The 14,574-nt window shown below is 61.8% G+C and carries 14 protein-coding genes; 12 read left to right on the top strand and 2 right to left on the bottom strand.

Going from position 1 to position 14,574, the window contains the following annotated elements:
* The first annotated feature begins 55 nt into the window (after positions 1-55).
* The 12 genes from QZW03_RS00460 (at position 56) to QZW03_RS00405 (ending at position 12,396) form a co-directional block, all read left to right on the top strand.
* Positions 56-733, top strand: a complete 678-nt coding sequence (locus tag QZW03_RS00460; RefSeq protein ID WP_296507328.1) for an energy-coupling factor ABC transporter permease — start codon at positions 56-58, stop codon at positions 731-733.
* Between the two features lie 28 nt (positions 734-761).
* The gene (gene cobO / locus QZW03_RS00455) at positions 762-1,331 is read left to right on the top strand and encodes a cob(I)yrinic acid a,c-diamide adenosyltransferase (protein WP_296507326.1); all 570 of its coding nucleotides are present in this window, start codon (positions 762-764) and stop codon (positions 1,329-1,331) included.
* Positions 1,332-1,346: 15 nt separating this feature from the next.
* A complete protein-coding gene (locus QZW03_RS00450; protein ID WP_296507324.1) occupies positions 1,347-2,210 on the top strand; it encodes an ABC transporter ATP-binding protein in 864 nt (287 codons plus the stop codon).
* A gap of 54 nt (positions 2,211-2,264) precedes the next feature.
* A complete protein-coding gene (locus QZW03_RS00445; RefSeq protein WP_296507322.1) occupies positions 2,265-3,236 on the top strand; it encodes an ABC transporter substrate-binding protein in 972 nt (323 codons plus the stop codon).
* A gap of 14 nt (positions 3,237-3,250) precedes the next feature.
* Entirely contained in the window at positions 3,251-4,294 is a 1,044-nt protein-coding gene (locus QZW03_RS00440) for an iron ABC transporter permease (protein WP_296507320.1), read from the top strand.
* A 52-nt stretch (positions 4,295-4,346) separates the two neighbouring features.
* Positions 4,347-5,393: a cobalamin biosynthesis protein CobW gene (gene cobW / locus QZW03_RS00435; protein WP_296507318.1), complete on the top strand. Its 1,047-nt coding sequence runs from the start codon at positions 4,347-4,349 to the stop codon at positions 5,391-5,393.
* Between the two features lie 307 nt (positions 5,394-5,700).
* Entirely contained in the window at positions 5,701-9,507 is a 3,807-nt protein-coding gene (gene cobN / locus QZW03_RS00430) for a cobaltochelatase subunit CobN (RefSeq protein WP_296507316.1), read from the top strand.
* 2 nt (positions 9,508-9,509) lie between these two features.
* Entirely contained in the window at positions 9,510-10,649 is a 1,140-nt protein-coding gene (locus QZW03_RS00425; protein WP_296507314.1) for an AAA family ATPase, read from the top strand.
* 92 nt (positions 10,650-10,741) lie between these two features.
* Positions 10,742-11,347 (top strand): VWA domain-containing protein, encoded by a 606-nt coding sequence (locus tag QZW03_RS00420; protein ID WP_296507312.1) that lies wholly within the window; start codon positions 10,742-10,744, stop codon positions 11,345-11,347.
* Positions 11,348-11,403: 56 nt separating this feature from the next.
* The gene (locus QZW03_RS00415) at positions 11,404-11,697 is read left to right on the top strand and encodes an antitoxin of toxin-antitoxin stability system (protein WP_296507310.1); all 294 of its coding nucleotides are present in this window, start codon (positions 11,404-11,406) and stop codon (positions 11,695-11,697) included.
* Entirely contained in the window at positions 11,694-11,972 is a 279-nt protein-coding gene (locus tag QZW03_RS00410) for a type II toxin-antitoxin system RelE/ParE family toxin (RefSeq protein ID WP_296507308.1), read from the top strand. Before QZW03_RS00415 ends, QZW03_RS00410 begins: the two co-directional genes overlap by 4 nt.
* Before the next feature lie 10 nt (positions 11,973-11,982).
* Positions 11,983-12,396 (top strand): hypothetical protein, encoded by a 414-nt coding sequence (locus QZW03_RS00405; protein ID WP_296507306.1) that lies wholly within the window; start codon positions 11,983-11,985, stop codon positions 12,394-12,396.
* Between the two features lie 317 nt (positions 12,397-12,713).
* Here QZW03_RS00405 and QZW03_RS00400 read toward each other — a convergent pair whose 3' ends face one another.
* On the bottom strand, positions 12,714-13,421 hold the full coding sequence (locus QZW03_RS00400; protein WP_296507304.1) for a hypothetical protein: 708 nt from the start codon (positions 13,419-13,421) through the stop codon (positions 12,714-12,716).
* Between the two features lie 51 nt (positions 13,422-13,472).
* On the bottom strand, positions 13,473-14,381 hold the full coding sequence (locus tag QZW03_RS00395; RefSeq protein ID WP_296507301.1) for an HNH endonuclease signature motif containing protein: 909 nt from the start codon (positions 14,379-14,381) through the stop codon (positions 13,473-13,475).
* Between the last annotated feature and the right edge of the window lie 193 nt (positions 14,382-14,574).

Raw genomic sequence — 14,574 nt, 5'->3', positions numbered from 1 at the left:
TCACCCGTTTTCCCCGTTTAATCTCAATCAACCATTTTTACCAAGGAGCACCCTCATGCACATCGAACCCGGACTTGTAGACACCACCAAAATCTTCTTGAGCTACGCCACCGCCACCACGGCCGCTCTGTACGCCACCAAGCTGGCGGTCGACGCGGTCAAGAAAGACGGCCCTTTAGCCCTGATTGCGCGCGCTTTTCTGTGCATCGGCCTGGTGTTCTGCTTCTTCGAACTCATGCCGCACCACCCCGTGGGCGTGTCCGAGGTGCACCTGATTCTGGGCACTACTTTGATGCTGATCTTCGGCGTGGCACCGGCCGCCATCGGCCTCATGGGCGGCTTGCTGATCCAGAGCGTGTTTTTCGCGCAGCAGGATTTGCCCCAGTACGGCATGAACGTCACCACTTTGCTGGTGCCTTTGTTTGCGACTGCCGCCTTGGCGCGCCGCATCGTGCCGGAGAACGTGGCGTATGTGGACCTGACTTACGGCCAGGCCTTCAAGCTGTCGGCGGCCTACCAAGGCGGCATCGTGGCGTGGGTAGCTTTCTGGGCGATTTACGGCCGTGGCGTGGGCATGGAAAACATGAGCCAGATCGCCACCTTCGGCGCGGCCTACATGACGGTTGTGTTGGTAGAGCCCGTGGTCGACCTCGGTGTGTTGGCCGCTGCTAAGGCCCTGCGCCGCCTGCAAGGCAGCCCGCTGGTGAACCAGCGCGTGTACACCGCTGCTTGAGCGTTTCTTGAACTGAAGGACTGTTGTTGTGGATTTGATCGCTCCCCCCGTTGACCGAGACACGCCCCGCCCGCAAGGCGAGCGGCGGGGTTTGATATTGGTGCACACCGGCACCGGCAAAGGCAAAAGCACGGCCGCCTTCGGCCTGGCCCTGCGTGCCCATGGCCGGGGCAAGACGGTCAAGGTCTACCAGTTCATGAAAGTGCCCACTGCGCGCTTCGGCGAGCACCGCCTGTTTGAGCAGCTAGGCATTCCCATCACCGGCTTGGGCGACGGCTTCACCTGGAAGAGCAAAGACCTGGACCACTCCGCCGAGCTGGCCCAAGCCGGCTGGGAGCAGGCCAAAGCCACGGTCATGGCGGGCGAGCACTTCATGGTGGTGCTGGACGAAATCATGTACCCCCTGCGCTACGGCTGGATTCCGCTGGAGAGCATCCTGGACTGCCTGCGTAACCGCCCGCCGCATGTGCATGTGGTGCTCACCGGCCGCAACGCCCCGGCCGAGCTGATCGAGCTGGCCGACACCGTGACCGAGATGACGCTCATCAAGCACCACTTCAAAGCCGGTGTGCCCGCCCAGCGCGGCATTGAAGACTGATTGCTCGGCTTGGCCATGTTTGCTGCATCCCTCCCTGTCACACTGCCTGCCCACCCGGAGTTGCGGCTTGACAACGCATCGCTGCTGCGCCAAGGCAAGCGGGTGGTCGACAGCGTGAGTGTGAGTGTGCCGTTTGGTGCGCACGTGGCGCTGGTGGGGCCCAACGGTTCGGGCAAAACGACCCTGCTGCAGCTCATGGCGGGCCGCTTGGTGCCTAGCCAAGGACGGGTCCAGATTGCGGGCGTGGACCTTGCCCGCCTCACCGGCACCCAACGCGCGCAACAGATCGCAGTCGTTCACCAGCAAGAGCAGGTGCACGGTCAACTGCGGGTCCGCGACTATGTAGCGTTGGGGCGCACGCCCCATGCGCAAGTCAGCCACGAGGAGAGCGCCGCGGTGGTCAGCCGTGCCTTGCAGCGCTGTCGCCTGCAGCAGCTGCAGGATCGGCCCATGCGCACGCTCTCAGGCGGCGAGCAACAGCGTGCCGCCATTGCACGGGCTTTGGCGCAGGAGCCACGCATTCTTTTGCTGGATGAACCCACCAACCACCTGGACCTGCGCACCCGTGCCGACATGCTGGACCTGCTCACCGAGCTTGGTGTGACGGTCATTGCCGCGCTCCATGAGCTGAGCCTGGTGCAACGCTTCGCCCACCGCGTGGTGGTGCTGGGCGAGGGGCGGGTGGTGGCCCACGGTGAGCCGAGCCGGGTTTTGACGCAAGAGCTGGTGCTCGGCCACTTTGGAATGGATGTGTTTTATCTGCCCTTGCCCCACCGTGAGCAAGACATTGCCGTGTTTGAGTCACCCCAAACGGCCAAGGCCGCTGACAGTGCGCAACGCGCCACCGAGCGCGAGCCAGCGGCTGAGACGCTGGCGTGATGCCCGAGCCCCTTGATCCACATTTTTTTAAACCTTGAGACGAAAAATTACCTTATGCCCTTTTGTACCTCTGTAAAACTGCAAACCCTGCACCGTGTTGTAGTCGGCGCGTTAGCGCTTTGCGCCAGCAGCGCGTTTGCACAAACCTTTCCGGTGACGGTAGACAGCTGCGGCGAAAAGCTCACGTTTGCCGCCCCACCCAAGGCCGCCTTGGTGCACGACATCAACATGACCGACATGGCCTTGGCGCTGGGCCTGCAAAAAAGTATGGTGGGCGTGAGCGGTATCACCGGTTGGTACAAGATGAGCCCCGAGTTCAAGCTGGCTTTGGGCAACATCAAAGAAATAGCGCCCAAGCAGCCCACGATGGAAAACATCCTGGCCGCCAACCCCGACTTCTTTTTTGCGGGCTGGAACTACGGCATGAAGGTGGGTGGCGATGTCACCCCCGCCACCTTGCAGAAGTACAAAATCCCCACCCTGGTGTTGAGCGAAAGCTGCATCCATGTGGACAAAAACCGCCCCCGAGCGAGCATGGACTTGCTCTACACCGACTTCATCAAGCTAGGCACCATTTTTGGCAAAGAGGCTGCCGCCAAGGCCCAGGTTGCGGAGTGGAAGCAACGTTTGGCCCGCCTGCCCAAAGCCAGCGGCAAAGAAGCCACGCGCATGTTTTTGTTTGACTCAGGCGAAGACAAGCCCTTTACGGCAGGCAAATACGCCATTCCCACCGCCATGATGGAAGCCGTGGGCGGCCGCAACATCATGGACGACGTAGAAACCAGCTGGGGCACCGTGGCTTGGGAAGCCGTGGCCGCGCGCAACCCCGAGTTCCTGGTGCTACTGGACTACCAAAACGATGGCGGTGCCGACAAGTTACTCCAGTTCTTGCAAAAGCATCCGCTCATGCAGCACACCGATGCCGTCAAAAACAAGCGCTTTGTGGCCCTGCGTTATGAAGAGCTCACCCCCGGCCCCGCCAACATAGGCGCGATCGAGAAAATGGCCAAGGCCGCTGCACGTTGATCGCCACTTCCGCCATGTCTACCGCTTTGCACCGCTGGCGCACACAGGGGGCCGTGTCACTGCACGTGGCCTTGCTGCTGGCCATGCTGGCGGTGGTGGGCATGGTGTCCGTGGTGTCCGGGTCCACACCGGTGACCTTGGCCGAGGTGGCCCGCAGCATGGGCTTGCTGCTCTCTGGCGCGGCTGACAGCCACTACACCATGGTCGACCGCATCGTGGTCGACCTGCGCCTGCCGCGCATGGTGCTGGCCATTGTGGTCGGTGGGGGCTTGGCCGTGGTCGGCGCCTTGTTGCAAACCGCTACGCGCAACGACTTGTCAGACCCCTACCTGTTTGGTTTGTCCTCGGGCTCGGCAGCGGGTGCAGTGGCGGTCATCACCCTCACAGGCGAAGTGCTGGGCCTGTGGACGCTGCCCTTGGCCGCTTTTGTAGGGGGCATGGCGTCTGTGGGCGTGGTGTTGTTGCTGCTACGGCGCTACCGCAGCCACACCCCCGAGCGCATGATTCTGGCGGGCCTGTCGGTCTCGTTTTTGTTTACTGCGCTCACCTATTACTTCACCTTTCTGGGCGACCAGCGCGCCGCGCAGTCGGTGCTGTTCTGGACCATGGGGGGCCTGGGCTCCGCGCGCTGGGACAATCTGTTTGTGCCCTTGGCCGGGCTGCTGGCCTTGGCGGTCTTTTGCTGGCGCAAGCACAGCGCGCTAGACGCCATGCTGGGCGGCGAGAACACCGCCCACAGCCTGGGCATTGACCCGCAGCGCTTGCGCATCCAGGCCTTTGTGGTGTGTGCCTTTGCCACTGCCTGTTTTGTGGCGGTGTCGGGCGTCATCGGTTTTGTGGGCCTCATGGTGCCGCACCTGGCGCGTGCAGCCGCAGGGGCTTTGCACCGTGGCATGTTGGTGTTGGCCGTGCTCATGGGCGCCTTGCTCTTGCTCTTGAGCGATGTGATGTGCCGCACCGTGCTTGCGCCCCAGGAGCTGCCCGTGGGCATCATCACCGCCAGCGTGGGTGCGCTGTTTGTGATGTACACCTTGCTCAACCAGCCCGACGCAGCCTGAGCACACCACTTCGTTATCTGCTGTACCTCTTATTGTTTGAAAGCTTGATTCCATGCAAACCAAAAAAATCCCCGCCACCATCGTCACCGGCTTTCTGGGCAGCGGCAAAACCACGCTTCTGCGCAAGCTGCTCACCAACGCGCAAGGCCGCCGCATTGCCGTCATCGTCAACGAGTTTGGCGAGCTGGGCATTGATGGCGAGCTGCTGCGCGGCTGCGGCATCGGCTGTGACGAAAACGGTGAAGAAAACGGCCAGCTGTTCGAGCTGGCCAACGGCTGCCTGTGCTGCACCGTGCAAGAAGAATTTGCCCCGGTGATGGAGCAGCTCGCGGCCCGCCGCGACCAGATCGACTATTTGGTCATTGAAACCTCCGGCCTGGCCCTGCCCAAGCCGCTGGTTCAGGCCTTCCAGTGGCCCGCGCTGCGCAACACCTTCACCGTGGACTCGGTCATCACCGTGGTAGATGCCCCCGCAGTTGCCGCCGGTGACTTTGCCGACGACCCGGTGGCGGTAGACGCCCAGCGCCGTGCCGACGACAACCTCGACCACGACTCCCCGCTGCACGAGCTGTTTGAAGACCAGCTGGCCACGGCCGACCTGGTCATCGTGCACAAGGTAGACGGCATGGACGCCGCCGCGCTCGAAGCGGTAGAAGCCGCCATCCGCGCCGAGGCCCCTGCGGGTGTGAAGCTGGTGCGCGCCTCCCATGGTGATGTGCCACTGGATGTGCTGCTGGGCCTGGAGCGTGCGGTGGAAGACGTGATCGACTCCCGCAAAACCCACCACGACGAGGAAGAAGACCACGACCACGACGCGTTCGACTCCGTGTCCCTCACGCTGCAAGTGACCGACCGCGCCAAGCTCATTCCCGCGCTGATTGCCCTGGTGCAGCGCCACGAGATTTACCGCGTGAAAGGGTTTGTGTCCTTGCCCGGTGCGGCCATGCGCCTGGTGGTGCAGGGCGTAGGCCAGCGCTTTGACAGCTACTTTGACCGTGCTTGGCGTGCTGAGGAAACCCGGGCTACCCGCTTGGTGTTCATTGGCGATCACCTTGATGCAGCGGTGTTGCAGGCTGAAGTGCAGGCTGCATTGGCCTGATGTGTATGGGAGCCTCTGTTTCGCTATGTTTGCAGGCGCAGGCCGACGGGGTACTCTGCTCCGCGGCTGTCCTCCGCCCTGCGGGCTCCCCCTTGATGCCGCTGCGCAGAGCACCCCGCCGACCTGCGCTGGCAGCGGGCATGGGCTTCAAACATGGGTGCGCGAATCTTTATCTGGCGGAAGAGGGTGGGGTGGGTGTCGCAGCGAAATTAAGGAGGAGCCCGCAGGGCGGGGGACATTCGCGGAGGCACCCACTCCATCCTCTTTCGCACGCCACACAAGTCTCCCTTCAGTGAATTAAAAACCTATGCACCTACTCTCCACCCGCCCCGGCGGCCATGTCGAAGACGATGGCAATGGCATCGTGCGCGTGGAGCAAACGCCGGGCGACATTGTGGTGCTCACCGTCGCCGACACCACCTTGTCGCTCCTGGCCGAGGTGGCCAGCAACCTGCCGGCTGATTTTCCGAGTGTGCGCCTGGCCAACCTGATGTGGCTGCGCCAGCCCGCGTCTACCGACTTGTATATGGACGATGTGCTGCGCCACGCCAAGGCCATCGTCATCGAACACCTGGGCGCCCCCAGCGACTGGGCCTACATCGTGGACCAAGTGTGTGAGTCGGCCGCCGCGCGCGGCCAGTGGGTGGTCATGGTGTCGGGCGAGTGTGTGGAAGACGCGCAGCTCTTGCTGCGCAGCACCGCCGCCAAAGACGATTGCACCCACCTCTGGCGCTGCCTGCGCGAAGGCGGGCGCGCCAATGCGGAGAACTTTTACCAGCTGATCGCCCACGCCGCTTTCGGGCGCGGCGAGCGGCCTGCGCCTGCGCAGGTGCTGCCCGGCGCAGTGCGCTACGAGCCCGCACAAGCCCTGGCCCCTTGGCGCGATGGCGCGCCGGTCGCGCTGCTGGTGTTTTACAAAGCCCACTTGCAAGCCGGCAACACCGCCGCGTTTGACGCCATGTTGGCCGCGCTGGCAGAGCAGGGCCTCAACACCCTGGCCCTGGCGCTGGACTCGCTCAAAAACCCCGAGAGCATGGCGCTGTTGCAATCCACGGCGGCAGAGCATCGGGTGGATGTGGTGCTCAATGCCACCAGCTTCGCGGTGGGCTCCATTGACGGCAATGACAGCGGCGCCGAAGTGCAGCCCGTGCTGCTGGCGGGGGACGCGCCGGTGCTGCAAGTGATTGCGGCAGGCTGCTCGCAAGAGCAGTGGCAGGCCGACCCGCATGGCCTCACGCCGCGCGACCTGGCCATGCAAATCGTGTTGCCCGAGGTGGACGGGCGCATTGGCACCCGGCCCATCAGCTTCAAGGGCTTGGCCTGGCGCTGCGAGCGCGCCGAGATTGATGTGGTGCGCTACCAGCCCGAGCTGGAGCGCATGGCCTATGTGGCTGCTCTCGCCCGTCACTGGTGCGCACTGCGCTATAAAAATAATAGTGAAAAGCGCATCGGCCTGGTGCTGGCCAACTACCCGAATGACGACTCGCGCCTGGCCAACGGCGTGGGGCTGGACACACCGGCCTCCACCGTGGTCATCCTCCAAGCCTTGCAAGCCGCAGGCTATGCCACGGGCGATGTGCCGGCGAATAGCGACGCCCTTATGGCCGACCTGACCCGCGGCATCACCAACAACCTGGACGCCAACGACGCCCGCCCCGTGGGCCAGAGCTTGGCGATGGCGGACTATTTGCAAGCCTTTCAGGCGCTGCCCGCCGAGAGCCAAGCCGCCATCAACACGTTGTGGGGCCTGCCTGAGCAAGACCCGCTGGTGCGCTCTGGCCGCTTCATGATTTCGGGCCAGCGCTACGGCAATGTGTTTGTGGGCAACCAGCCCGCCCGTGGGCGCGACCTGGACCTGGTGGCCACCTACCACGACGCCGATTTGGTGCCCACGCACAACTACCTGGCCTTTTACTTCTGGCTTCGCCGTGCCTACGCGGTGGATGCCGTGGTGCACGTGGGCAAGCACGGCAACCTGGAGTGGCTGCCCGGCAAGAGTGTGGCGCTGGGTGCGGCCTGCTGGCCCGATGCGATTTTGGGCCCGCTGCCCCACCTGTACCCCTTTATCGTGAACGACCCCGGCGAGGGCGCGCAGGCCAAGCGCCGCACGCAGGCTGTCATCATCGATCACCTCATGCCCGCCATGACGCGGGCCGAAACCTATGGGCCCCTGCAGCAGCTTGAAGGCCGCATGGACGAGTATTACGAAGCCTTGTCGCTCGACCCGCGCCGCGCCAAGCTGCTGCGCGCCGGCATTTTGGAGCAGGTGCTGGCCGATGGCTTGCACACCGAGCTGGGCTTTACCAAGCCTGCCGACGATGCCGAGCGCGACGCCTTGTTGCGCCGCTTGGATGCCTACCTGTGTGAGATCAAAGAGTCGCAAATCCGCGATGGCCTGCACACCTTCGGCCAGTCGCCCACCGGCCGCCAGCGGGTAGACATGCTGGTGGCGCTGGCCCGCTACCCCGGCGGCTCGGGTGCTGCGCAAGCCAGCCTGACAGTGGCGCTGGCGCAAGACCTGGGGCTGACCGACTTTGACGCTCTGAGCCCCGACTGGGCTGCACCGTGGACCGGCCCACGCCCCGCCGTGTTGCAAGCCTTGAGCGACGACCCGTGGCGCCACGCCGGTCACACCCGCGAGCGCGTGGAGCTGCTGGCCACCCGCGTGGTGCAAGACATGGCAGAGCAGGGCAGTGTGCTGCCCGGCGGCCCCGCAGATGCGCCCGACGCCTGGCCCCACACTTGCCAGGTGATGCAGCGCCTGCAAACGGTGCTGGCCCCGCGCCTCGATGCCTGTGGCCCCAACGAAATTACCCAGCTGCTGCGCGGGCTCGACGGTCGCTTTGTGCCTCCCGGCCCCAGCGGCGCCCCCTCGCGTGGGCGCCCCGATGTGCTGCCCACCGGGCGCAACTTTTACTCGGTGGACACCCGCGCCATCCCCACCCAAACCGCCTACGCTATGGGCACTAAGGGGGCCGACCGCGTGGTCGAGCGTCACTTGCAAGACTACGGTGCCTACCCCACGGCCATGGGCCTGTCGGTGTGGGGCACCAGCACCATGCGCACGGGCGGTGAAGACGTGGCCCAAGCCTTCTCGCTCTTGGGCGTGCGGCCCAAGTGGGCGGCGGGCAGCAACCGTGTCACCGACATTGAAGTCATGCCCATGACCGTGCTGGGCCGCCCGCGGGTGGACGTGACCTTGCGGGTTTCCGGCTTCTTTCGCGATGCGTTTCCCAATGTGATTGATTTGTTTGACACCGCAGTGCGCGCCGTGGCTGCCATCTCGCCCGAGGACGAGGCCGACGATGTCAACCCCATCCGCGTGCGGGTGCAGGCTGAGGCCGTGCAGGCCCAAGCTGCCGGGCACAGCGATGCGGACGCCGAGCGTGCTTCCACTTGGCGCGTGTTCGGTCCCCGGCCCGGTGGCTATGGCTCGGGCTTGCAGGCGTCGATTGCCAGCGGCAACTGGACCGAGCGCTCCGAGCTGGCAGAAGCCTATTTGCGCGCAGGTGCATTTGCCTATGGGCAAGACACCGACGGCGCAGCCGCCCCCGAGGCCTTTGCCCAGCGCATGGCCGGGCTGGATGCGGTGCTGCACAACCAGGACAACCGCGAGCACGACATCCTGGACTCCGGCGACTACTACCAGTTCATGGGCGGCATGGCCGCCGCGGTGGAGCACCTGAGCGGCAAGACGGCTGCGCTCTACCACGGCGACTTCAGCGTGCCGGGCGCACCGCAAATCCGCTCTTTAGGCGAAGAGGTGGCCCGCGTGGTGCGCTCACGTGCCGTCAACCCCAAGTGGATAGACGGCATCAAGCGCCACGGCTACAAAGGCGCGTTTGAAATGGCCGCCACCGTCGACTTTTTGTTTGCCTTTGACGCCACCACCGGCGTGGTGGCCGACCACCAGTACGCGCTGGTGGCCGACGCCTATGTGCACGACGACAACACCCGCGCCTTTTTGCAACAACACAACCCCGGCGCGCTACGCAGCATCGGCGAGCGCCTGTTAGAGGCCATGCAGCGCGGCCTGTGGGCCGAGCCCGGCGACCACCGCGAACGCATCCAAGACCAACTGCTGGCGCTCGACAACCAACTAGAAGCCTCCTGACCATGCCCTTAAATCCTGAGATTCGTCCTGAAGTTCACCCTGACAAGCGGCCCGGCCAGGCGCTGACTGCCGCCCCGGCATCCGCCAGCGCGCCAGAGCCAGTGGCTTTCCCGTTTACCGCGCTGGTGGGCCAGCACGCCTTGCAGCGCGCGCTGCTGCTGGTGGCGGTAGACCCCGGCATCGGCGGGGTGCTGATTGGCGGGCCGCGTGGCACGGCCAAGTCCACCGCTGCGCGCGCTTTGGCCGCCTTGCTGCCGCAGGCCCCGTTTGTGACCCTGCCGCTGGCTGCCAGCCTGGAGCAGCTGGTGGGCACGCTCAGTATTGAAGACGCCTTGCAAAGCGGCGCAGTGCGCCTCTCGCCCGGCTTGGTGGCGCGGGCGCATGGCGGCGTGCTGTATGTGGACGAGGTGAACTTGTTGCCTGACGCGCTGGTGGATGCGCTGCTGGACGTAGCCGCCAGCGGCGTCAACACCGTGGAGCGCGACGGCATCTCGCAGCGCCACGCCGCGCGCTTTGTGCTGGTGGGCACCATGAACCCGGAAGAGGGCGAGCTGCGCCCCCAGCTGCTGGACCGCTTTGGCCTCTCGGTGTGGCTGCACAACCCCACCGACGCGGCAGAGCGCCAGCACATCGTGCGCAGCCGCTTGCTGTTTGATGCTGACCCCGCCGCCGTGGCTGCCAGCCATGCTGACGCCCTGCAAAACCTGGCCGCCAGCGTGCTGGACGCCCAAGCCCTGTTGCCCCGCGTGCAGTGGCCCGACGACGCGTTGGCCCACGCTGGAGCGCTGGCTCTGGCCGCAGGGGTAGACGGTGTGCGGGCTGATTTGGTCATGCTGCGCGCCGCCCGCGCATCCGCCGCGCTGGACGGGCGCGATGCAGTGACGGTGGCCGATGTGGACGCCGTGGCCGAGCTGGCCTTGCACCACCGCCGGCAGGTGGGGGCGCAACAGCCAGCGCCGCAAGTTGCGCCACCCACTGCACAAAAGCCCCAAGCCCCCACGCAGGGCCAAGGCGCCAGCAGCCCTCAGCCGCAGTCGGACAGTGCCGGTAGTGCCGATGGCGATTGGGGCGCCATGCCCCCTGTGCCCGTGGGCACCGTGCGGCCTGCGGCTGCTGGAGTGCTCCCGCCAAAAAAAGCCTGAGCCACCCCGGCCCCGCGCCCCAAAGTGCGGCGCGCGGCGGGCGGTGGCGCACAGCAGCTTTACCCACTGGTGCCCACGCACCAGCGGCAGCTGTGCGCGCGCCATCGGGCCCCGCCACACGACGCGGCGCCATCGCCTGGCTGCCCACTCTGCAGGCCAAAGGCCACCACGCCTTGGCCGCACAGCACCTGCGCTGGCGCGAGCCCCAAGCCAAGCCAAGCACCTTGCATTTGCTGCTGCTGGATACGTCAGGCTCCATGCGCCAAGGCAACCGCCTGGCCCGGGCCAAAGGCTATGCCGCCCAAGTGCTGGAGCAAGCCGCCCGCGCGGGTGAACACGTGGCGCTGCTGTGTTTTGGCGGGCAGTGCGTAGAAGTGTTGGTGCCCCCCGGCCCCGCACGCCGCGCCGCCGCCGTGCGCGTGCAACAGCGCGGCGGCGGTGGCGGCACCCCTTTGGCGCAGGCCATGGCGGCTGCTGAGAACCTCATGGCCCAGCACCGCCGCGTGCGCAGCACCAGCGCCAGCACCGCGAATGCCGTGCTGTGGCTGCTGACCGATGGCCGCACTGTCGAGCAGCCCCAAGTTCCGCAAGGGGCTGACAAGCTAGTGGTGGTGGACTTTGACGACGCCAAGGTCCGGGTCGGGCGCTGTGCAGACTGGGCTGCGCGCTGGGGTGCGGAGTACCGGCGGGGCTCCTGAGTTTGTACTACCAAGGTATATACTTTGGCGGTACATTTTCTGTCGGAGCTTGCCCCATGTCCAAAGAAGCCGTTTTCACCATGAAATTGGAACCCGAGCTGCGTGCCGATTTCATGGTTGAAGCCGAGGCTGCCCACCGCCCGGCCTCGCAGATACTGCGCGAATTAATGCGCGAATTTGTGCAGCGCCAGCGTGCGGCACGCGAGTACCAAGAGTTTTTGCGGGGCAAGGTCACCCATGCGCGAGACCAAATCCAAGCAGGCGAATACGCCAGCGACACCGAGGTAAATGCCCGTTTCGCGCTGCGGCGCGAGCAACTCCTTGCCAAGGCTGGGAAAACTGACGCATGAAAATTGCGTGGGCCACAGCAGCCGAGCAGGATCGTGCAGACATCATGGACTACATCGCTGCGGACAACCCGCTTGCAGCGATTCAAATGGACGAGTGCTTTGCCGCTGCGGCTGCACGCTTGGCTGATCACCCGTATTTGGGAAAGGTCGGCCAAATTGCAGGCACGCGTGAGCTGATTCCCCACGAGAGTTACAGACTGGTGTTTGAGGTTCAGGCAGACACCGTGTGGATCTTGGCTGTGGTGCACACCGCACGAATGTGGCCACCATCATGAGGAAAACAACATGCTATTAACAGACATCGCCGTAGAGCACACCATTGCGCCGCCCAAGGGCGGGCTGAGCGTGAACGTGGTGCTGCACCCGTTTACCAACACCCAGCGCGATTCGCTCGGCAAGTTTGAGATCGTCCGCACCGTGCGCGAGCCAAGCGGCAAAGACGTGAAACGCTCCACCTTCGTGTCCTTCGCCCAGTTGGCCGAGCTCTGCGCCAAAGGCGTGCTCGATCAACATGGGTTCGCCATTCGCATGTGCTGTGCAGATGGCAAGCACCCAAAAACCACCCCCACCAAAAAACTGTTGCCCACCCACATCAAGCCCGGCTCGCCGTTTGCGCTAGCGGTGCAGGGGATGGATGTGACCAAAGTGGCTACGCGGGAGCTGAGGTCGGCGTTGGTGCGGGCGGGGGTTAACCTGTAGGGTGCTATGGATTTGGTAGCGGCTTGAGTAGATTTAGTATGGGCTTAGTACCATTTTGGGTTATTAATAAATTGCGATCTGGTCGTCATACTCCTGCAGGGCAGTAAGCCGCATGGCGGTGCTTGTACTTGGGTGTTAATCGGTATCTCACTCAAAACTGAACCCTAACGCGATAGAGCCCAAACTGTTACGTCGAGTGTCACCGGCTATTAGATCCGTTTAGCTGCGGAGGGTGCCGAACAACGCCAGCCGTTTGGCTACCCGGATCACCTTAAGATTTTGTCATCGCTGCATTTTTTTGAAGCTCGTAAGGGCATTCAAGGATAGGTTGGTGCCAATTGAGTCATGCGCCTGTGTGATTCAAACTCCATCAATTGAATTTCAACTGACTCTTTCAAAGAGACGAGAAGGATTACGACCACCTCGTCTCCACGAAGAACTGTTTGACTCCTATAGGCTTCATCCAGCCGATTGGACAGCTCTTTGCAATATTCTGCTAAACACTCACTGCTGACATGCCCGAAGTACACCCGACGTGGTGAAGAAACAATCAGTAACTTGTCGAAATCGTGAAAAGGATCAAATTCCCATCCTTTCTCATCAGCGCTGCCGCGCTTGCAATTGGTCATGAGCTTAGATTCACTCTCCATTGTTGCAATAGGAGCTAACTTATATCCATTCGATGCCGCAAAAAAATCGACAAGATACTCCTTTAAGAAAAATTTCCTATTATTTTCAGGCTCGTTAAAGAGAACCCGTAAATGCATTTTCACATCATCGAAATATTTTGGGTTTCCCTTGAGTGCGGAATAAACTGTAAAAGACGGCGCTAGCTGATGCGTGACGGCATAAAAAATATATACGGCTAAATCTGTAAATGATGTTGGCCATCCATCAGTAGCTTCATCGGTAAGTTTTGATTGGAACGTTTTCCATAAGTTAGGCCTGTCTGTTTGATAGGTTGTGCACAAACAATCTATTGCATGCTCGCAAATGTCATACAGGGAGTCGGTGGTTCTGTTCATGGTTTTTATCTAAGCGGTATAAATATGAAAAGCCTAACGTGTGGTCTGAGCCTAGAGTGTCGCTGGAAGTGCGATCTTCTCTTCCTCGGTGAATTCTAAAAGACTCGTTCTGAAAGACATGTCCATGAATGGGCCTTCCATAATTAGGAACTTGCCCCGGGTGGCAAAGAACATAGGGTTGATATCCCTCCGAACAACATCAGCGAACCAGTTTGCGGCCTTTGTAGCGTCTTTGAGAAGTTTGTAGCAGCGAGCTTGCCACGCCTCGAATTCCAAAAGCTGGTTATCGTAGTTTGGGTTGAATGCAAGACGTTTGTAGAACTTATCGGCCACATAAACGTTGCCAGACTGCTCACTATGCTTCATGAACTCCTGGGCCGCCAGATGTATAAGGATTGAGAACGAGACGGTTGCCTGCTTTAGTTCCTCAAAACCTGGGGGCCAGATGGCCGCAATGACTTTTTGTCGAAACTCCCAAATCGCATCTGGCCGTTCTTTGGGCCATCGCTGATTCGGTGATAGAGCAAAGCTCGTCCAGCCGTGCCACTTCTCTAAATCACAATACGTAACTGCTGAGTCAATAATGGAACTTAAGGCCGCCTGATGTGCAAGCTTTACATGAACAATTGTTTCACTAAGAGTTTCAGTGACCCACAATTCGTGTGCAGACTTTGCTAAGTGCAGCCGCTCAACAGGCCAATCTGTCTGGTTCTTGTCAATCTCCGTGTGATGATTGGGGCAGAGAAGAATGAGGTTGTGGTAACTGTCTCTCTCTTCGGGAGAGAGTGGGCTTTTGCCGCGAGGTGCGTCGTCCTTTTCTCCAATAATGTGGGCTTGCTCACCGAGAGTAAATGCTGACGATACTGCGTCTGCGTCTTGAGTGAGTTGAGTCTTGCAGATCGCGCAACGATTACCAGATCGTCCCCACAAGATCTTTATATCTTTATTCTTGATAGTCAATTAGGTTTCTAAAATGTGTAATTTATTACATAAAATAAAAAATTCTCAACAAGCTGGTATGTACTCTTTATAATTTTCACTTAATTCCCATGTAGTTGACTTGCAGCTAGCTTTTTGTAGGCGATGTAATATTATTTGGTTTAAAAATTTATAAAAAGTCGCAAACCGTTTGCATCCATTGCTCCGCTAGACT

Source organism: Rhodoferax sp. (genome assembly GCF_013297935.1).
Classification (GTDB): domain Bacteria; phylum Pseudomonadota; class Gammaproteobacteria; order Burkholderiales; family Burkholderiaceae_C; genus Allorhodoferax.
Note: the sequence above shows the minus strand (reverse complement) of the source record. Positions and strands in the feature narration are given on the sequence as shown.

Coding starts and splice junctions, on each gene's coding strand:
- QZW03_RS00460 (WP_296507328.1), top strand. CDS start 56: ATGCACATCGAACCCGGACTTGTAGACACCACCAAAATCTTCTTGAGC.
- QZW03_RS00450 (WP_296507324.1), top strand. CDS start 1,347: ATGTTTGCTGCATCCCTCCCTGTCACACTGCCTGCCCACCCGGAGTTG.
- QZW03_RS00445 (WP_296507322.1), top strand. CDS start 2,265: ATGCCCTTTTGTACCTCTGTAAAACTGCAAACCCTGCACCGTGTTGTA.
- QZW03_RS00440 (WP_296507320.1), top strand. CDS start 3,251: ATGTCTACCGCTTTGCACCGCTGGCGCACACAGGGGGCCGTGTCACTG.
- cobW (WP_296507318.1), top strand. CDS start 4,347: ATGCAAACCAAAAAAATCCCCGCCACCATCGTCACCGGCTTTCTGGGC.
- cobN (WP_296507316.1), top strand. CDS start 5,701: ATGCACCTACTCTCCACCCGCCCCGGCGGCCATGTCGAAGACGATGGC.
- QZW03_RS00425 (WP_296507314.1), top strand. CDS start 9,510: ATGCCCTTAAATCCTGAGATTCGTCCTGAAGTTCACCCTGACAAGCGG.
- QZW03_RS00415 (WP_296507310.1), top strand. CDS start 11,404: ATGTCCAAAGAAGCCGTTTTCACCATGAAATTGGAACCCGAGCTGCGT.
- QZW03_RS00410 (WP_296507308.1), top strand. CDS start 11,694: ATGAAAATTGCGTGGGCCACAGCAGCCGAGCAGGATCGTGCAGACATC.
- QZW03_RS00405 (WP_296507306.1), top strand. CDS start 11,983: ATGCTATTAACAGACATCGCCGTAGAGCACACCATTGCGCCGCCCAAG.
- QZW03_RS00400 (WP_296507304.1), bottom strand. CDS start 13,421: ATGAACAGAACCACCGACTCCCTGTATGACATTTGCGAGCATGCAATA.